This is a genomic window from Solitalea canadensis DSM 3403 (genome assembly GCF_000242635.2).
Classification (GTDB): Bacteria; Bacteroidota; Bacteroidia; order Sphingobacteriales; family Sphingobacteriaceae; genus Solitalea; species Solitalea canadensis.
Map to the genome: position 1 here is coordinate 5,008,618 of NC_017770.1, position 20,645 is coordinate 5,029,262.

Below are 20,645 nucleotides of genomic sequence, written 5' to 3' on the forward strand. Positions count from 1 at the left end.
TTCTATGAAAATGTACTTTTTATGGATGTTCATAGGTTTATTCTTAGTAAATAAATCTTATGCTATTAATGGTTTAAATGAGATTATTAATGTGAAAGATTATGGAGCAAAGGGCGATGGTAAAACGGACGATACTAAAAGTTTAAATCGTGCATTTGCTGCCGCTGCCACTAAAAATGCGACATTAGTTTTTGATTCTAAAACGTATCTATTTACTAGTATTACAGTAAAGGGTACGAAAGAATCAAATATTAAAAAACTCATTGTTAGCGGAAATAATGCAGAACTCAAATCGATTTCTAATGGAAATGATAATGTTATGTCTTTTTACTTTGTAGATAGTTTAAAACTAACTTCTCTTAGAGTAACTGGTAATATGAACAATCAAACCAATGGAAATGGCATTGGAGTTTATTACTGTAAAGAGTTCAGAATAGAGAATTGTGAGATTGTTAATTGTAAGTATAGTGGTCTAACGGTTGGATGGGTTAAGAATGCTATTATTTCTAATAATAAGATTCATAATAATGGAGATGGAAGTTTTGCTTCCGATGGTATAACTATTCATTCGTTAGAAGGAGGGGATATTTCAAATAATGTCTTATATGAAAACAATCCTAAATCAAATCAGGATGGAGATGGGATCCATATTTCTCAAAGCCAATATGGTTCAGAGGGTTATTATAATCCTCAATCTTTAAAAAGGATTAATATAGTTGGGAACTTGAGTTATAACCATGGAAGACGAGGTATAAAAATTCAGCGTTCAAATGTTTTTGTATCAGAAAATATTCTATGCAATAATTTAATAGGTATTCAAGTTGCCAGAAATGAAAAAATTGAAAATATTCAGTTAATCAATAATTTCATTATATCTTGTCAAAAAGGAATTGGAACAGATGGAGCTAAGTTAATTAATATTGAAAACCTGGATATTAGAGATAACGAAATTGTAAATTTTTATAAGGCGATTGGGATACAAATTAATGATTCTAAAAATGTGAATATAGAATTCAATAATTTCCATAATTCAGCAAATAACGATCTTGATATCGATGTAAATGACAATGTTCAGGATATTAATGTAAAAAGTAGAAAAGCCATAAGTTTGAAGGGTAATCAAAAGGTAAATTATGCACTCACTCGAAATGAAAAATCTAATTTAGATCCTCTAAAGGAAATTACAAATACGAATATGTTGTTTGCGGAATTGAATGAAACTATAAAATTGAGCTACGATTTTTGTACGAAAAAAAAACCATTTATAGCAATTCCAAAAGATAAATCTTCAAAGAGAAAATTTAATCTCAAACTCGAACTTATCTGTGCTTCCTCTCATCTAATAAAAAAGGTATCTTACAACTCCAATCAAATAGTTGTTGCTATGATAGGAAATAATAATTTGAATTTATATAAAATTGTTTTGAAGTAGATGGGTGAAAGTGTTATTCAGAAAGAGAAAAAAAAACAACGAGACAATCCATTGTTTTCTGTTTATTTTTTTGTTGGAGCCTTATTTAATTTCCAATATTTGTTTGAAGCTTTCTCTATTCACATCCCGGTTGTCTCCATATTTTATTTATTAGGATTTTTCTTAATAGCTTTAAAATTTAAAAAGGATTTTTACATAAATAAATCACTTCTTTTTTTTAGTACAATTTTTATCGGGTGGTATTTGATTAGCTATTTGTTGAATTTCAAAAGTGAATATTCCAACTATAAGGTAACAATGCTTCTTACAAAAATTATTCCTTTACTTTTAATTGGAAGTTTTTTAAAAACCAGGAAAAGTGTATTAGCCTTTTTTAAAGGGTACTGTTACACTCAAATTGTTTTTATTATTATAGTTTTTTTCATCTGTATAACTCAAATAAATACTTTTAATGTTAATACAAGATTAATTGTAGGTGGATTAAATCCAATTTGGATTATACGCGTTAGCTATGAGTGTGTTCTTATCTATTTTATAGTTTTAGGAGAAAGGGGAAGAAATTTACTTTTGTTAATATTAGCAACCCTTCCGATACTTTATGCTACAGGCTCCAAAGGCCCTTTTCTGTCATTTCTTTTGGTTTCATCTTTATATTTTATTTCTACTATAAAGAAGAAATATATCTATTTGATACTTATAGTCTTGGGTACTAGTATTGTATTTATATCTGCCTACGTTTCCTCAAATGAAGAATCTTATATAACACAAAGATTTTTTAGAGCGGTTCCTGATGGTTCCTCTGAGGAAATCTTTGAAGAAAGTAGAGTTGTGGTTTGGCCGTTGACATTAATAAAAATGAGTGAGTTGGATTTTTCGCGGTTATTATTTGGACAAGGAGTAGGTAACTTTTCTAAATTTTATTTTGGAAGAGAATCTGATATGCGATATTATCCACACAACTTTTTTCTTGAACTAGCAGTTGAGCAAGGTATTGGATTAATAATAATTTTTTTTATATGGATAATATGGTTTTGGATTAAATCGAAAAATGAATTTAAGTATATATTTCTGTTTGTTTTAATTAATTCAATGTTTTCAGGAGATATTATTTTAAATGAAATGATCTTTTTTTATCTAGGTTTACTTGTAAATTATGAAGAAAAACCTAAGGAAATTATTGTTTAACTATTTTAACCAACGACTATTATCAAGTCTTTTAATTCTATAAATATTTAAGAGTGAAAATTTTATATTTAACCCTAGAAAGTTATAAAAGTCAACCAATACTAAAGTCTCAAGTAATTACTTTGCTTAGTCATCTTTCAAACAAATATTCTGTTAAGGATCAAAAAATCAAATTTTTCCTTACAACACGAGATCAAGATATAATTCCTGAGATTAATAATGATAAATTAGTTCATATACCACTGAAAAATGACAGTTATTTTATCAATCAGTTCGAATTGCTTAAAAAAGTAAGTAAAATAGCAGCTCAGGTTGATGTCATTCATGTAAGAAGCTATTTACCAATGCTTGTAGCTCTCTTATTAAAGCTCATTTATAAGAAAAAAGTGATTTTTGACATGAGAGGTGTGTTTCCTGAAGAAATGGCTTTAAGAAAAAAGAGTAGGTACATTTTTTTCTTATTTAAAAAACTGGAAAGTCTTTACTGTAGATATGCAGATAAACTTGTTGTTGTATCCCAAAATTTTAGAAAGCATATTGAAATTAGTTATTCAAAGCAAAGCGATAAAGTTATTGTTATTCCAACTTTCGCAATTGGAGCATTAAATTCACAATGCTCGAACTCAGCAAAAGTAATGAATATAAAGGAGGAGGTTTTTAACGAAATTAATGGAAAGATTTTTGTTTATTCTGGTGCTTTTGAAAAATGGCAGTGTGTAGAAGAAACATTTGATCTTTTCGAAAAACTCGAAAGAAATATTGAAGAGGCAAGATTTGTTGTTTTTAGTCAACATTGGGAACAGTTTGAAGATTATGCGAAAGGAAGAAATATTGATATTTCGAAATATTATTTCACCTATGTTGAGAACAAATACCTAAATGCTTATATAAAGCAATGTGATGTAGGAATTTTGCTACGAAAAGATAACATTATAAATCAAGTAGCTGCACCAATTAAGTTTACAGACTATTTGTCTGGGGGATTACTCGTAATGGTATCTGATAATATTGGAGATACCTCTGTAGCTGTTAAAAAATATGATCTCGGATATGTTTTAGAAAAGTTGGATAATGTTTATTTTGATACAATTGTAGCTGAAGTTTCATTGACGCTTCAACAAAAGCTAATTAACAGAGAACAGAAGGCTAATATGGCCTTGGATGAATTGAGTCTTAAGAATGCAGCTGACCGATACTATAGTCTTTATCTTCAGCTAGCTTAGATTTTAGTTATTAAGTTAAACTTAAATTTTATGAAAACAATTTCTGTTTGTATAGCTACTTACAATGGAGAACGATATATTCAAGAACAGTTATTTTCAATATTAAAACAGTTGTCTTTAGTCGATGAGATCATTATATCGGATGATCATTCAATTGATAACACTATAAACCTCATTAAATCAATTAATGACAGTAGAATTAGAATTTTTCAAAATGACAGTGAAAGAGGGTATACTGGCAATTTTGAAAACGCTATTCGTAAATCATCTGGTGATATAATTTTTTTATCGGATCAGGATGATGTTTGGATGGATGGAAAGGTTGAGAAAATGCTTGTGTCTCTTGAAAAATCAGATATGGTCATTAGTGATGCAGTGATTGTTGATAGCGAATTAAAAAGCGTTTTTAATTCGCATTTTGAATTAAACCAAACTCGGAAAGGATTTTTGATTAATTTTCTGAAAACCAGATATATTGGGGCTTGTATGGCTTTCCATCGGAAGATTTTAGATAAAGCATTGCCATTTCCTAAGAATCATCGTCTATGTGCCCATGATTACTGGTTAACTGTTATTGGGGAGGGTTATTACAAGGTTGTTTTGGAATCTACGCCCTTAATAAAATATAGAAGGCACAGTGAAAATGCGTCTACAGGTGGAGGTAAGAGTCCGAACTCAATTGCAAAGAGGGTAAAAGTTAGGTTTTACGTATTGTATGAACTAATAAAAAGGGCCTTTTAATGAGAGATATTTTTAATACGTATGGTTTGTCTCAGCTTTTGTATCTATCTATTTCTTTGCTAAGAACTAGAATTTTTTACCCCAAGGCTAAACTTATTCGATTTCCAATAGATATTAGAGGACGTAAGTATATAGTTATTGAAAAAGGATTAACAACAGGAGTTGGATGTAGATTAGAAGCCTATTCTAAAAATGAAAAGGTACTATATTTGGGGGAAAATGTGCAAATAAACGATTACGTTCATATAACAGCAATGAAAAGTGTTGTAGTTGGCAACAATGTACTTATCGCAAGCAAAGTATACATATCCGATTGTTCTCACGGTAGTTACTCCGGTGATGAAATGGATAGTTGTCCAGAGTCAATACCGCGAACTAGACCATACAAAACTAGCAAAGTAGTAATAGAAGATAATGTTTGGATAGGTGAAATGGTTTCCATTTTACCTGGTGTTACTATTGGAAGAGGAACTATTATAGGAGCAAATTCTGTTGTTACAAAAGATTTGCCCCCAAATGTAATTGCCGTAGGAAGTCCAGCAATACCAATAAAGAAATATAATTTTATTAATGATAAATGGGAGAAAATAACTAGTATCTAAATGGATAAGAATATTTTAATAACTGGCGGAGCTGGTTTCATAGGCAGTAATTTGGCATTAAGATTAATTCAAAAAGGCTATAAAGTAACAGTATTGGATAATTTATCACCTCAGATACATGGAACTGACCCAGAGGCTACATCTCCTCTTTATAGAAGTATTAAAGATAAAGTTCACTTCATAAAAGGATGTGTGACTAAGAAAAATGATTGGGAAAGTGCTCTAAAGGGACAAGATATTATTGTTCATTATGCTGCTGAAACAGGTACCGGACAATCGATGTATGAGATCCAAAAATATGTCGATGTTAATATTAATGGTACTGCTATTATGTTAGATATTTTAGCCAATACCGAGCACACTGTAAAAAAAATTGTAGTAGCATCTTCACGTTCTATTTACGGTGAGGGTAAATACAAATGTGCAAAAAACGGCATCGTGTACCCTAAACACCGTACCTCAGAGTTTATGGATAATGGCGATTTTGAAGTAAAGTATGCTGGTTCAACAGCCTTACTAGAATTAATGGCAACTGACGAAGAATCCAAAATTCATCCCTCATCAGTTTACGGGATAACAAAGCAGAATCAGGAGCAAATGATCATGACTGTTTGTCCAACAATTGGAATTTCTCCTGTAGCCTTTAGATATCAAAATGTTTATGGCCCAGGTCAATCACTTAAGAATCCTTATACAGGCATATTATCAATATTTTCTACTCAAATCAAAAATGGTAATGGAATTAACGTTTTTGAAGATGGAAAAGAAACTAGAGATTTTGTATTTATTGATGATGTTGTAAATGCTACACTATTAGGCATTGAAAAAGAAGAGGCCAATGGAGAGATTTTTAATGTTGGAACTGGTTTGCCAACAGATGTGATTACGGTAGCAAATACGTTAGTTGCAAACTATGGAATTAGTGTTCCAATAAAAATTAGCGGGAATTATCGTTTGGGCGATATTCGCCATAATTATGCAGATTTAACAAAAATCAATAATAGATTGGGATTTGCCCCTTCGTTCACATTTCAACAAGGAATTAATAAATTTACAGAATGGGTTAATAGGCAGGAAATTGAAGCCGATAATTATTCTCTCTCAATCCAAGAAATGAAATCACGAGGGTTATATCGCTGATGGAAGAGTTAAAAGGTAAAAAAATACTTTTTTTTGCCCCAATGTTTTTTGATTATGAGAAGGAAATAATCAAAAAGTTAACAGAATTTGGGGCTATAGTTGATTATTATGATGAACGGCCAGAAAATGATTTTTTGACAAAAGCAAGTCTTCGGATAAATAAAGAAATTATAAAAAATCGTATTGAGAAGTATTACCAGCAAATTTTAGGTAAAACGAATTCAATTCAATACGATTTTGTTTTTGTTGTAAATATTGAAGCAATGACTCCTATTATATTGGAGAGGTTTAAACATCAACAATATAATGCAACATTTATTCTGTACATGTGGGATTCTTTACAGAATAAGAAAAAAACAGAGGAGGTTTTGCCTTATTTTGATAAAATCTTTTCATTTGATAAAACAGATTCTGAGAAAATTCAAAGAGTGTCTTTTAGACCTTTGTTTTATATTGATGATTATGCAAGGATGGAGCTTGACTCTAACTGTTCAAACTCAATAGAATTGTGCTTTATTGGAACAGTACATAGTGATAGATATGATCTTCTAAAAGAAATTAGAAGTCAAATAGAATCATTTGGTTATAAGCATTATTTCTTTATGTTTTTTCCCAGTCCTATTTTGTTTTTATATAGAAAATTCAAAGATGTAAAATTTTATAAAGCAAAATATAAAGAGTTTAACTTTAAATCATTATCTCAAAAAGAAATTATTAAAATTATAAGAAAGTCTAAAATAGTGTTGGATATTCATCATCCTGCTCAAACAGGCTTGACAATGAGAAGTATTGAAATGCTGGGAGCAAATAGAAAATTAATTACAACCAATCCGGATATAAGACAATATGATTTTTATAATGAGAACAATATTTTAATTATAGACAGAAATAAACCGGAAATAAATAAATCCTTTTTTGAAACTTCATATGAAAAAAATGAACCATCAATAAGGTATAAATATTCTATTGAAGGATGGCTTAAAGAATTATTCTCTTAACTTCAACTTAAATTATGCAGATAATTCAGTTTTAGATATAAATAAATTAATTTGATAGTTTTAGGTTTTTCATTTAGTTTCACTTTAATTCAGCTTAAATAATTAAAAGTGATGCGAATATTAGCTGAAGTTAATTCAAACATCAATATCAGTGAAATTTTTGTATCTTTGCCAACCAAAACTGTATTGATAATCGGGGTCAATGCTTATTCTAACTAACTATGGTGTTACATTTACTCATCTTCCTCTCATCGCTATTGGTGGTAAGCTTTTCGATACCATCAATAATCTATGTAGCATTTAGGAAAAGGTTATTTGATGCCCCGAACGAAGATCGTAAGATTCACAAAAAAATAATACCTAATCTCGGCGGTGTTGCCATATTTACCGGTTTTTTATTCTCTACTTCTTTATTTATAAAAAGTTCATTATTACCTGAAGCTGGAATTGTATTGGCTGCAGGAATAATACTCTTTGTAGTTGGTCTAAAAGATGACCTTGTAGGCATGAGCCCTGTTAAAAAATTAATGGCTCAAGTGCTTGCCGCATTAATTATAGCGGTATTAGCAGATATCAGGCTTAAAAGCATGTTTGGTCTGTTTGGAGTGCAAGATATAGCTTATCCGGTTAGTATTGCAATAACAGTTTTTACTATTGTGGCAATAGTAAATGCTTTTAATCTTGTAGATGGCATAGACGGATTAGCAGGTGGAATTGGACTTGTTGTTTCTATCACTTATGCGTTGTTATTTTACTTAATGGGTGATATTGGCTGGTCATTTATGGCAACAGCTTTAGGTGGCTCATTAGTAGGTTTTTTAATATACAATGTTTCTCCTGCGAAAATATTTATGGGAGATACAGGTTCATTATTGGTGGGGCTGATAGCATCTGTTTTAAGTATTCAGTTAATTGAATTAAGCTCTGTACATTCAGCTAAGGCAGTAGATTTGGGAATTCAAGCTTCTCCAGCTTTAGTATTGGCTGTCCTGATAATTCCGGTTTTTGATACTACAAGGGTATTCACATTAAGAATTCTTAAAAAACAGTCTCCTTTTACTGCTGATAGAAACCACCTACACCATCGTTTAATTGATTTAAAACTATCACATACAAGTTCTGCATTAATATTATTAGGAGTAAACATAACGCTGATTTTCTTTGCAATATCATTGCAAAGAATAGGTACGCTTCCATTAATTCTGGCAATAGCTTCTACAGTTATTATTGCAAATATTTTTTTAACCCTGTTGTTAAAATATAAAACTTCCAAACTACCAAACTCAAAACGATCTACTCAGGTTAAGGATAAACCTGTTCTCAAAACAGAAAAAGAACAGTTTGTTGATTCTATTCTGGAAAAAATCGCCAAAAACTAAACATTCATTTCTATACTTTTAATGAGACGTTCTTACAAATTCTTTGCGCTAATGATATTGTCTATTGTTAGCTTGTCAGCTTATGCACAATCTGTAACACAATTAGGAACATATTTAAAACCTTCAGAGGCTAAACTTTTATACACTGATTCTGTAGTTCGTCATACTACATTAAGGCCCTACGTGTTGAATGCTAATGATTCGTTGTTTTTAAAGGAAGATTCAACAACACATAAAACATGGCTTGGAAGAAAACTGTGGGATGAACATTTACTGCAGGTAAGACAACCGGATTTTGATTTGTACCTGGACTTTCTGCCCGACTTTCAAGTTGGTCGCGATTTCAATAATGATCGAACCACTTGGTTAAATACAAGAGGTTTTTATATTGGAGGCCGAATCGGAAAACAGTTCACTTTTTATACTTCTTTTTATGAGAATCAAGGCGTTTTCCCTCTTTATGTAGATCAAAGTACCCGTACAACAGGAGTAATCGCGGGACAAGGAGAGGTTAGAAATTATGGAAATGGCGGATTTGATTATTCATACGCAGCCGGTCGTATTTCTTATACACCCTCTAAGTACTTCAATTTTGATTTAGGTTATGATCGTAATTTCATTGGAGACGGCTATCGATCACTGCTTTTGTCTGATGCAACAGCTCCTTATCCTTATGTTAAACTGACAGCAACTGTTTGGAAGTTGCGTTATATGATGATGTGGGCGCAAATGATCGACCGCGAGTCACCAAAGTTTGATTACCAGAATGGATATAGAAAAAAATGGGGGGTATTTCACTATCTTGACTGGAATATTTCAAAGAAGGTTTCTGTTGGATTATTTGAAAATGTGATCTGGCAAGATGCGGATTCTTTAGGGAAACGTGGCTTTGATATGAGCTATCTGAATCCATTATTATTCTTTCGTCCGGTTGAGTTTGCTAACGGGTCTCCTGATAAAGTATTAGTCGGAATGACTGCCAAATATAAGATGCTACCTAAGTTTACGTGGTATGGACAATTTGCTTTAAATGAATTTACCGCAAAAGAGTTTTTTGCCGGAGATGGATATTGGGGAAATAAGTGGGGGGCACAAATAGGATTCCGCTCATTTGATATTTTTAAAATCCCGAATTTACATTTCCAAGGAGAAGTAAACATAGTTCGACCGTATACCTATACTGCCAGAAAACCAGTTGTAAATGGTGTGGTAAACCCTAATAATGGTAAACCAACGAACAATTACGTTCATTTTTCTCAATCATTGGCTCATCCTTGGGGCGCAAACTTTGAGGAATTCTTAGGAATTGTTAACTATTCATGGAAACGATTTGATTTTCGCGGTCAGTTTACTTACGGTTATTATGGTTTAGATCCTCAGGGAATGAATTATGGTAAAAATATCTTACTTCCATATGATACTCGTGTAAGTGATTATGGTAATCATATAGGACAGGGGATTACGACAAATCTGTTTTATGGGGATTTAACGGCTGCTTACGTATTAAATAAGAAATACAATTTGCGAATTGAAACTGGATTAACTTTGCGAAGTGAGAATAATTCCAATGGAAACAATTCAACCGCGATAATTAACTTCGGATTGCGGAGTTCATTCCGAAATTTGTACTACGATTTTTAGAAACATAATATAAAAAAACCGCAAAGGCGCTAAGACGCTAAGATTATATCTTTACGTTTTAGCGCCTTTGCGGTTTACTATCTATTAAATTGCTAATAACTTCGCTGTGCTTCCTTCTACCATTGATTTAACAGTACTCGCTATTGCTTTTGAATCATAATGACACTCTGCATAAAGTTCCTGTTGTTCTCCATGTTCAACGATTCTGTCAGGGATACCTAAGCGTTTTACTTCTGCCATGTATCCGTTATCTGCCATAAATTCTACTACAGCAGAACCCATTCCTCCAACTACACATCCATCTTCAACAGTAATCACTTTTTTAAACTTTTTAAATACCTCGTGAAGCAATTCTTCATCTAAAGGCTTTACAAAACGGAGATCATAATGAGCAGGGTTAACTCCTTCTGAACTCAGTTGATTTATCGCTTTTACAGCTTCATTTCCTATGGTGCCGATTGTTAATATTGCTACTTCATCACCATCGCAAATCTTACGACCTTTCCCTACCTCAATTGGCTGTAAGGGACGTTTCCAGTCGGCCATTACACCATTGCCACGTGGATAACGAATAACAAAAGGACCCATGTTATCTTGTTGAGCGGTAAACATAAGATTACGCAGCTCTTCTTCATTCATTGGAGCAGAAACTGTCATGTTTGGAATGCAACGCATATAGGCTAAATCATAAGCCCCATGATGCGTTTGGCCATCAGCACCGGCAATTCCGGCTCTATCAAGGCAAAACACTACATTGAGATTCTGGATTGCTACATCATGTATTACCTGATCATATGCACGCTGCATAAATGATGAGTAAATATTGCAAAATGGAATCATTCCCTGAGTTGCTAACCCGGCAGAGAAGGTAACTGCATGTTGTTCGGCAATACCCACGTCGAATGCTCTGTTTGGCATTGCTTTCATCATAATGTTTAATGAACAACCTGAGGGCATAGCTGGGGTAATTCCCATTATTTTGGGATTCTGTTCTGCTAGTTCAACAATTGTATGTCCAAATACATCTTGATATTTAGGAGGCTGAGGAGTTGCAGGTACAGATTTTTTTATTTCTCCAGTGATTTTATCAAACAATCCAGGAGCATGCCACTTGGTTTGGTCCTGCTCTGCTAAAGCATAGCCTTTTCCTTTTACCGTTACACAATGTAGTAATTTTGGCCCTGGAATATGTTTCAAATCCTCCATTACTCTTGCCATGTGCTCGACATTGTGCCCATCAATGGGGCCAAAATAACGGAACTGTAATGCTTCAAAGAAATTACTTTTTTTCAGAATGCTTCCTTTGATAGCCTTTTCTACTTTCTTAACTATATCACGAGCATTAGGCCCGAATTTGCTAATTGGACCTAATATCTTCCAAACATCCTTTTTGAATTGATTATACGATTGTGAGGTTGTGATATCGGTAAGGTATTCTTTTAATGCACCAACATTCGGGTCAATTGACATGCAATTGTCGTTAAGAACCACTAATAAATTAGAGTTCTCTACGCCAGCATGATTGAGTGCCTCAAAGGCCAGTCCTGCAGTCATTGCTCCATCGCCAATAACGGCGATGTGTTGACGGTCGGTTTCTCCTTTGTATTGAGATGCTACGGCCATCCCTAGGGCAGCTGAAATCGAGGTGGATGAATGACCTACCCCAAAGGTATCGTATTCACTTTCTGATCGTTTAGGGAAACCACTAATGCCTCCGTATATACGATTAGTATGGAACACGTCTCGCCGACCTGTTAATATTTTATGTCCGTATGCCTGGTGACCAACATCAAAAATGAGTTGATCATATGGAGTATTGAATACATAATGTAAAGCGACAGTTAGCTCTACTACACCAAGGCTTGCACCAAAGTGGCCACCGTTTACAGATACGATGTCAATAATATATTGTCTTAACTCTTTACAAACTTCTTCTAACTGATTCTCCTTCAATTTTCTCAAATCCGAAGGATAGTTGATATTTCTCAACAATGGTCCCGCTTCAACCTGCATTGTTTGGATTTTTGTTATAACTCCGTTTAAGCCAGCAAATATATAACTTAAACATAATATAATTACTTTGGTTTCAGAGAATAGAACGATTATAAGTTGGACTGATAATGAGAGTTTTGTCCTTTTTTAGCTTGAAATTATAATCTAGCATCTACAATATTTCTGTCCAGAATCCCCTTCGTGTCAAAAATTACTGTTGATCCGTTTGCAGTTATACGTGAAAAATCTATTTCTAAAAACTCATTATGTGCAACAGCCAAAATGATGGCATCATAAACCTTGCTATACAGATTCTGGGATAAATCAATCCCATATTCTTTTTTAACAATGCTCTTATCTGCCCAGGGATCATAGATGTCAACTAATAATCCAAATTGGGTTAATTCCTCATAAATATCTATAACCCGGGAATTACGAACGTCTGGGCAATTCTCTTTAAAAGTAACACCTAATATTAAAGCTTTAGCTCCATCCACCCGATGTTTTTTCTGTATTAATAATTTCACCACTTTGTTGGCGATGAACATTCCCATGTTATCATTGATTCGGCGACCGGATAGAATTACCTGGGGATAATATCCTAAACTCTGGGCTTTATGTGTAAGATAATAAGGGTCAACTCCTATACAATGTCCTCCGACCAAGCCTGGTCTAAATTTGAGAAAATTCCACTTAGTGCCAGCAGCTTCAAGTACATCATTGGTGTCAATGCCCATTCTGTCGAAAATAAGAGCCAGCTCATTTACGAACGATATATTAACATCACGTTGGGCGTTTTCTATGGCTTTTGACGCCTCCGCTACTTTTAATGACGGTGCCAGGAATGTCCCCGCTTCAATAATGGAATCGTATAGGTCTTTTATTATTTTGGCAATTTCTGGAGTACTGCCGCTTACCACTTTTCTGATAGATTTTAACGTATTTGTTTTATCACCCGGATTTATTCGTTCTGGTGAATAGCCACAGAAAAAGTCTTTATTGAATGTTAAACCACTGTATTTCTCCAGTACTGGAACACAATCCTCTTCTGTGCAACCGGGATAAACAGTGGATTCATAAATAACAATATCTCCCTTTTTAATTAATGTCCCTAACATTTCAGAGGCCTTTAGCAATGGACGTAAATCAGGATTCTTGAATTCGTCTACCGGAGTTGGAACCGTTACAATATAAACAGTGCAATCTTTTAAGTCATTTAAATTACTTGTGAAGGAGAGTTTTTCTATTGAATTGATATCCACATATTGAGTTTCAAGGGTTTTATCGAAACCTTTGGATAACTCATCTATACGTAGCTGATCAATATCAAAACCTACAGTAGTAAATTTCTTTCCAAACTCTACCGCCAATGGTAGACCCACATATCCTAAACCAACAATTGCTATTTTTATATTTTCAGTAGAAAGTGTATCCATTCTGTTTTGTTCAATATATTCTAAATGAACGGAAGTTCTAAAACAAAGAGTTCTATTGATTGCAAAAATACGCTATTACTTTAAATAATAGCTGAATTCCATCAGCCCACCAATATCCAATCTATTGTTATTTTATTGTTTCGGTGTTGTCTTTTTCCCCATTGGTTGAAAATTAGCTCATTGATAATTACATCGGAAGTGTATTTTTGCGGCAAAAGATTACTGTCCGTTGAGTTTCGAGATAAAGTTAGCACAATTTGAAGGTCCTTTTGACCTGCTTCTGTTTTTTATTGAACGGGATGAGTTAGATATTCACGATATTCCTATTGCTCATATAACTCGCGATTTTCTCGATTATATTCATCAAATGCAGGCGATGAATATCGAGCTTGCAAGCGAATTTATTCTTGTTGCGGCAACATTAATGCGAATTAAGGCTAAAATGTTGATTCCTAGGCCAGAATTGGATGAAGAAGGTAACGAAATCGACCCTCGCTTAGATTTGGTCCAAAAGCTTCTTGAATATAAAAAGTACAAAGCTGTAATGACTGACTTTCAGCATTTGGAAGATGAACGATTGAAACAAGAAAAAAGAGGGAATATTGCTCGTGAGTTAGAAGAAATTGCAAGTCAGGCGGCTCCCGGCGAAGAATTGCAAACACTTGATCTCTATCGATTATTAACCGTTTATGAACGAGTATTGGCTCGATTTGCGGCAGGTAAACAGCAAATAGTTCATACTGTTGTTCAATATCCTTATTCAATTGAAGAGCAGAAAGTAGCAATTATGAAGCTTTTCGATAAAGAAAAAAGGGTGAGTTTTGAAGATGTTTTATCCATAAGTCAGGATAAAGTTCAGTTGGTTTATAACTTCTTGGCTGTTTTGGAGTTATTGCAACAGCAAATCCTTGATATTAATATCGGCCTTGGATTTAATAATTTTTGGGTTTCTCCTAAAGAACAAGTTGAAGAATCCGTTGAAGAAATGGAAAAATAGACTTGAAATAGCAAACAATGCGGCAAGATCTCAAAGCTCTATTCTTACTTTAACGTATTAATCTTTATTCAGAATTAAATGTCAAAAACCTGACGTCTTAGTGACTTTGCGCGAAACTTCATTTAAAATCCTCAAAAAGAGTTAGTAACTTCGCGGCACCTAACCCGAGGAAGGTGTCAAGTGTTTACAAGCCTTGTAAATGTTTGATTTTCATCTTAACACAAAAACAAATTATTCTCACATGAACAGAGATACCGTTCTATTTGATCTTATTGCTAAAGAAGCAGACCGCCAGGAAGAAGGCATCGAGTTAATCGCATCAGAAAACTTTACCAGCAAGCAGGTAATGGAAGCACAAGGTTCTTGTTTAACCAACAAGTATGCTGAAGGTTTACCTAACAAACGCTATTATGGCGGCTGTCAAATTGTTGACCAAGTTGAGCAATTAGCAATTGACCGTGCTAAAGAATTGTTTGGCGCTACCTGGGTTAACGTACAACCTCACTCAGGAGCTTCTGCAAATGCTGCTGTATTTTTGGCATTATTACAGGCTGGGGATAAGATTTTAGGGTTTGATCTTTCACATGGAGGTCACTTAACTCACGGTTCTCCTGTTAACTTCTCAGGTCGTTTATATCAACCTCATTTCTACGGAGTAGAAAAAGAAACTGGTTTGATCGACTATAAGCAAATGGAGGAAGTTGCTATGCGTGAGAAACCAAAATTAATAATTTGTGGTGCATCTGCTTACTCGCGTGATTGGGATTATGAACGCATTCGTTCAATTGCTGATCAGATTGGCGCTTTGATTCTTGCAGATATTTCACACCCTGCAGGTTTAATCGCGAAAGGATTGCTGAATGATCCATTAAAACATTGTCATGTAGTTTCAACTACTACGCATAAGACTTTACGTGGTCCTCGTGGTGGTATGATTATGATGGGCCAGGATTTTGAAAATCCTTGGGGGCTAAAAACACCTAAAGGTGAATTAAAAACAGTTTCGTCGTTATTAGATGCTGCTGTGTTCCCTGGTACTCAAGGCGGACCATTAGAGCATGTTATTGCTGGTAAAGCTGTGGCATTTGGTGAAGCATTAACCGATGAATATTTACAATATATTACCCAGGTTAAAAAGAATGCTGCTCGTATGGCTCAATCTTTTGTTGATCGTGGTTACCAAATTATTTCAGGTGGAACCGATAATCACTTAATGCTTATCGATCTTCGTAATAAAAATGTAACCGGTAAAGCTGCTGAAAATGCTTTAGTGTTGGCAGATATTACTACTAACAAAAATATGGTTCCATTTGATGACAAATCACCGTTTGTTACATCTGGATTCCGTGTAGGTACAGCTGCTGTTACAACTCGTGGAATGAAAGAAGAACACATGGATACAATTGTTGAATTAATTGACCGTGTGTTAATGAATATTGATAACGAAGGAGAAATTAAAGCAGTAAAGAAAAAGATTAATACCTGGATGCACGATTTCCCTCTTTATAAATAGTAAATAACTGATTAGGATATTCTGAGAGGCGGTGATGAAAATCATCGCCTTTTTTTGTTTACGATTTTTGGGTGATTATGAGTGGGGTAGGTACAAAAAAAGAAAGCAAGAATAACATTAAGTTAATCTCGCCTTCTATCTAAATTTACGCTCTCTAAGTACTTTTACGCAATCGATTGAGAAAGGTTTCAAAAAAGATAAAATTTTTTAGAAATATATTTTGGTGATATTTTATTGGTCTTGAAAAGCGGATTTAAGTAGAATAATAGGGAGTAGGAGCGAAGCCTGTAAATTATGGTATGTAAGTATGAAGAGGAAAAAGATCAGTGAAGACCTACATTAATAAAATATGGAACTAAAAAATTTAGGCGTCGTGCAGTTAAAATGAGAGTCGGTTTTGCTACCACTCGAAGCAATCTTTTTAAAGATGTATAGCTAATAAGATTAGTGTTACCACTAATCACCAACTGTTGTTCCTGTTCTAAAAAGAAGTGAAAAATTGGGAAGAAATGCCCATAAAAAAAGAAAGCAAGATTAACATAGTTAATCCCGCCTTCTATCTAAATTTACGCTCTCTGTGTCCTTTTACGCAGCAGGTACAGAAAGGTTTCAGAAAAAGTGAAAATATTTCAATAATCTTGTAACTATCAGATTATCAGCGATAAAATTTGTTTAAACATCTATCTTTATTTTGCGTAAGCAATAGCGGCAACGCTTACGCTAACATTTTCGATTTTTAACAAGCTTTCTGCACATGCTTCGATTGTTGCACCAGTCGTAATGACATCATCTACCAATAGGATATGTTTTCCGGACAATTCATCTATATCTCTGATTTGGTAAATGCTTTCCACGTTTTCATGACGCTGAAAACGGTTTTTCTTAGTCTGTGTTTCATTTGAAGTAGTTTTAATTAAGGAATTGGAGTTAATGGGGATTTTCATGCTCTCTGCCAAACCTTTGGCAAAACATTCACTTTGGTTGTAACCTCTGGTTTTTAATTTGGTTGGATGAAGTGGCACAGGAATTATAATGTCGACAGAGTCATATGGCTCGGCATAACGAAGTTGATATCCGTAGATTCTTCCTAATTTAACACCTACCTCCTGTTGTTTTTTATATTTAAGCTGATGTAAAAGATTTTGCACTTTTCCACCTTTTCTAAAATTAAAACAGGCACATGCTGCTTCAATTTTAATCTTGCCCCAAAATTGTTTGGCAACCGGGTTAGCCTTGTCGAGATGGAAGTTTGTGTAGGGAAGGTGCTGTTGACAAAATGTGCATATAACAGTTTCTCCCTTAAATAAATTGTTTCCACAAGCCTGACATAGTTCAGGAAATATTAATGAAAGAAAATCATTAATGTACTCTTTAAAAATATTCATAGATAGTAAATGACCAATCATTAGGATTGATCGAATGTTAAATAGCAATCAACGCCACATCTAAATAAATATGGCAATAAACATCTGAATGTTCAGTTTAATGACCTGCTGCCGCTTCTTCTTTTACGGCGAGTTGTCCGCAAGCTGCATCAATATCTTTGCCTCTGCTTTTGCGGATATGGACATTTACATTGTTTTTCCGTAAGTAGCTTGCAAAAGCTTCCAGTTTGTCTTCCTCCGTATTTACAAAATCTGCAAATGAAATTGGGTTATACTCAATGATATTTACTTTACAAGGAACATGTTTACAGAACTGAGCCAGTTCTTTGGCATCTTGCAAGGAATCATTAAAGTCATTGAATACGATATACTCGTAAGTAACTGGATTTTTAGTTTTAGCGAAATAATATTTTAACGCGTCTCGCAATGCTGTTAATGAGTTTTGCTCATTAATAGGCATAATCTCATTGCGCTTGGTATCGTTTGCAGCGTGGAGAGATAAGGCAAGATTAAACTTAACATTATCGTCACCAAGTTTTTTGATCATCTTAGCAATGCCAGCTGTTGAAACGGTAATACGTTTTGCTGCCATATTTAATCCATCTTCAGCAGTAAGTCTTTCCACCGATTTCATCATCCCACTATAATTGAGCAAAGGTTCTCCCATACCCATATATACAATGTTCGATAATGGAATTCCATAATGCTCACGTGCCTGTTTGTCGATCAAAACTACCTGGTCATAAATTTCATCCGCATTTAAATTACGTTTACGATCCATGTAGCCGGTGGCACAGAATTTACAGGTTAAGCTACAACCAACTTGTGAAGACACACAAGCGGTCATCCTGTCTTCTGTAGGAATTAATACACCTTCAATAATATTACCGTCGTAAAGCTTAAAGGTATTTTTGATAGTTCGGTCTGAGCTGATTTGTTGCTTATCAATTGCAACAGCATTGATGGTGAAATTTTGGTTAAGTTTTTCACGAAGATCTTTTGAAAGATTGGTCATTTCATCAAAACTCCAGGCAGATTTTTTCCATAACCATTCATAAACCTGCTTTGCTCTAAACCCTTGTTCACCCATTTCGGTAAACAGAGTTTTCAGATTTTCAAGTGAATATGAACGTATGTCCTTCTTAACCAATGCCTTTTCCATGGCGCAAAGATACGGTTTTTTAATAATTCGAAAATTGAGTATTGGAGAATGAGGAAATGATAGTTAAATGCAATTACTGTTTTATGGCAAATTCCTAAATTTTCTCATTCTCAAGTTTTATAACCCCTATCTTTGGCACATGCGAAAATTGTCTGCTGATTGGATTATTACACTTGCTCATGAGCCTTTAAAAAATGGAGTAGTGATCATCGACGATGATGGAAAAGTGATAAACCTGCTGCAATCTCCTGTTGGTTTGAATGATGTAGAGCATTTTGATGGAATTCTTTGTCCAGGTTTTATAAATGCCCATTGTCATCTTGAGCTTTCTCACCTAAAAGGTAAGCTGCCTGAAAAAACTGGTTTGGTTAACTTCATTCAAAATGTGCAGAAGTTTCGTAGCGCAGACATTCAGGAAATTATTTCATCCATAGAGCGTGCCGAAAATGAAATGCGCGAGAATGGAATAGTTGGAGTAGGTGATATCTCCAATTCGGAAAATACATTTTTGCAGAAGAAAAAGCAGAACTTACACTATCATACATTTGTGGAAGTTTTTGGATTTAATCCTGCATCTGCAGAAAAATTGTTGTCAAATTCGATTGAATTGGCGTCAAAGGCCCCACAGGAAGCAACAGTTGTTCCTCACGCTCCTTATTCTGTTTCTGAAAAATTATTCAGGCAAATAGCTGACTTAGAACAATCAATCGTTTCAATCCATAATCAGGAAACTGCAGAAGAAGGTAAGTTTTATAAAAATAAAACAGGTGATTTTCTTAAGCTTTATGAAGGTTTTGGATTAGATATTTCCTTCTTTAATGCTAAAGGGAAAAACTCTATACAGTCGTATTTGCCTTGGATGGGTAAAGGGAGAAAACTTTTAGTACATAATACTTGTTCCTCGGAGGAGGATCTAAACTTTGCAGAGGATAATAGCGATAATTACTGGTGTTTATGTCCTAACGCAAACATTTATATTGAAAACCAGTTGCCTGATATTCCATTGTTTATACAAAAAAAGCTTAAACTGGTAGTAGGAACCGACAGTCTTGCTTCCAATCATCAGCTTTCCATCTTAGCAGAGATGATGACGATTGCTGCAGCATTTTCTGATATAGACCTGGAAACTATGCTTGTCTGGGCGTGCAAGAATGGTGCGGACTTTTTTGGATGGAATGATTTTGGAACCATTGAAAAAGGAAAGAAACCCGGACTAAATCTTCTTCAACATGTAAGAGAGACTTCAGGACATTTTTATATTTCGGAAAAAACTACCATTAAAAAAATAGCCTGAACCGGAGGCTCATTAAATAAAAATGAAAGAAAAGGAACTTATATTGGTAAATATCGATGATGAAGTTGTTGGCTTTGGTGAAAAATTACCTGTTCATGAGCAGGGACTTTTACACAGGGCCTTTTCAATTATGATATTTAATGATAATAATGAGGTTTTAATCCATAAAAGGGCCATCGATAAGTATCATTCAGGAGGCTTGTGGACTAATGCCTGCTGTAGTCACCCATTAAAAGATGAGGCTATAGAAATAACATTGCATCGTAAATTGCAGGAGGAGATGGGTTTTGATTGTTCCTTAACCTATAGCTATAAATTTATCTATAAAGCTGAATTTAATAACGGATTAACAGAACATGAGTTGGATTACGTTTATATTGGCAATTACAATGGCATGGTTAATCCTGACCCATTGGAGGCATCCGATTATAAATGGGTAAATATGGATGTAGTTAAAAAGGATGTTGAGTTGAATCCGGAGATTTATACTGAATGGTTTAAGATTATATTGAAACAACTTTAGTT

The 20,645-nt window shown here is 34.1% G+C and carries 17 protein-coding genes; 13 read left to right on the top strand and 4 right to left on the bottom strand.

The window, feature by feature from the left end; genetic code table 11:
• The first annotated feature begins 4 nt into the window (after positions 1–4).
• From SOLCA_RS21175 to SOLCA_RS21215, 9 genes are all read left to right on the top strand, one after another.
• Positions 5–1,432, top strand: a complete 1,428-nt coding sequence (locus tag SOLCA_RS21175) for a glycosyl hydrolase family 28-related protein (protein WP_014682533.1) — start codon at positions 5–7, stop codon at positions 1,430–1,432.
• Positions 1,433–2,617, top strand: coding sequence for an O-antigen ligase family protein (locus SOLCA_RS21180; RefSeq protein ID WP_014682534.1), 1,185 nt, complete (start codon positions 1,433–1,435; stop codon positions 2,615–2,617). It abuts the gene before it with no gap.
• A 53-nt stretch (positions 2,618–2,670) separates the two neighbouring features.
• Positions 2,671–3,840 (top strand): glycosyltransferase, encoded by a 1,170-nt coding sequence (locus SOLCA_RS21185; RefSeq protein ID WP_014682535.1) that lies wholly within the window; start codon positions 2,671–2,673, stop codon positions 3,838–3,840.
• Positions 3,841–3,870: 30 nt separating this feature from the next.
• Positions 3,871–4,581: a glycosyltransferase gene (locus tag SOLCA_RS21190; RefSeq protein WP_014682536.1), complete on the top strand. Its 711-nt coding sequence runs from the start codon at positions 3,871–3,873 to the stop codon at positions 4,579–4,581.
• Positions 4,581–5,183 (top strand): DapH/DapD/GlmU-related protein, encoded by a 603-nt coding sequence (locus SOLCA_RS21195; RefSeq protein WP_014682537.1) that lies wholly within the window; start codon positions 4,581–4,583, stop codon positions 5,181–5,183. Before SOLCA_RS21190 ends, SOLCA_RS21195 begins: the two co-directional genes overlap by 1 nt.
• Positions 5,184–6,323, top strand: a complete 1,140-nt coding sequence (locus tag SOLCA_RS21200; RefSeq protein ID WP_014682538.1) for an SDR family NAD(P)-dependent oxidoreductase — start codon at positions 5,184–5,186, stop codon at positions 6,321–6,323.
• Entirely contained in the window at positions 6,323–7,321 is a 999-nt protein-coding gene (locus SOLCA_RS21205) for a hypothetical protein (RefSeq protein ID WP_014682539.1), read from the top strand. Before SOLCA_RS21200 ends, SOLCA_RS21205 begins: the two co-directional genes overlap by 1 nt.
• Before the next feature lie 260 nt (positions 7,322–7,581).
• A complete protein-coding gene (locus SOLCA_RS21210) occupies positions 7,582–8,700 on the top strand; it encodes an MraY family glycosyltransferase (protein ID WP_052308680.1) in 1,119 nt (372 codons plus the stop codon).
• A gap of 21 nt (positions 8,701–8,721) precedes the next feature.
• On the top strand, positions 8,722–10,341 hold the full coding sequence (locus tag SOLCA_RS21215) for a hypothetical protein (protein ID WP_014682541.1): 1,620 nt from the start codon (positions 8,722–8,724) through the stop codon (positions 10,339–10,341).
• A gap of 84 nt (positions 10,342–10,425) precedes the next feature.
• On the opposite strand, the gene dxs is transcribed toward SOLCA_RS21215, so the two are convergent.
• Both dxs and SOLCA_RS21225 read right to left on the bottom strand, forming a co-directional pair.
• Positions 10,426–12,354 carry a 1-deoxy-D-xylulose-5-phosphate synthase gene (gene dxs / locus SOLCA_RS21220; protein WP_014682542.1) on the bottom strand — a complete coding sequence of 643 codons (1,929 nt, stop codon included), beginning with the start codon at positions 12,352–12,354 and terminating at the stop codon, positions 10,426–10,428.
• A gap of 137 nt (positions 12,355–12,491) precedes the next feature.
• Positions 12,492–13,769: a nucleotide sugar dehydrogenase gene (locus tag SOLCA_RS21225; protein WP_014682543.1), complete on the bottom strand. Its 1,278-nt coding sequence runs from the start codon at positions 13,767–13,769 to the stop codon at positions 12,492–12,494.
• Positions 13,770–13,998: 229 nt separating this feature from the next.
• Here SOLCA_RS21225 and SOLCA_RS21230 point away from each other — a divergent pair, with 229 nt between their 5' ends.
• Entirely contained in the window at positions 13,999–14,766 is a 768-nt protein-coding gene (locus SOLCA_RS21230; protein WP_014682544.1) for a segregation and condensation protein A, read from the top strand.
• A 241-nt stretch (positions 14,767–15,007) separates the two neighbouring features.
• A complete protein-coding gene (locus SOLCA_RS21235) occupies positions 15,008–16,279 on the top strand; it encodes a serine hydroxymethyltransferase (RefSeq protein ID WP_014682545.1) in 1,272 nt (423 codons plus the stop codon).
• Positions 16,280–16,965: 686 nt separating this feature from the next.
• On the opposite strand, the gene SOLCA_RS21240 is transcribed toward SOLCA_RS21235, so the two are convergent.
• Positions 16,966–17,664, bottom strand: coding sequence for a ComF family protein (locus SOLCA_RS21240; protein ID WP_042480342.1), 699 nt, complete (start codon positions 17,662–17,664; stop codon positions 16,966–16,968).
• Between the two features lie 97 nt (positions 17,665–17,761).
• On the bottom strand, positions 17,762–18,826 hold the full coding sequence (gene rlmN / locus SOLCA_RS21245) for a 23S rRNA (adenine(2503)-C(2))-methyltransferase RlmN (RefSeq protein WP_014682547.1): 1,065 nt from the start codon (positions 18,824–18,826) through the stop codon (positions 17,762–17,764).
• 139 nt (positions 18,827–18,965) lie between these two features.
• Here rlmN and SOLCA_RS21250 point away from each other — a divergent pair, with 139 nt between their 5' ends.
• On the top strand, positions 18,966–20,120 hold the full coding sequence (locus SOLCA_RS21250; RefSeq protein ID WP_014682548.1) for an amidohydrolase family protein: 1,155 nt from the start codon (positions 18,966–18,968) through the stop codon (positions 20,118–20,120).
• Positions 20,121–20,142: 22 nt separating this feature from the next.
• Positions 20,143–20,643 carry an isopentenyl-diphosphate Delta-isomerase gene (gene idi / locus SOLCA_RS21255; protein WP_014682549.1) on the top strand — a complete coding sequence of 167 codons (501 nt, stop codon included), beginning with the start codon at positions 20,143–20,145 and terminating at the stop codon, positions 20,641–20,643.
• Positions 20,644–20,645: the final 2 nt, after the last annotated feature.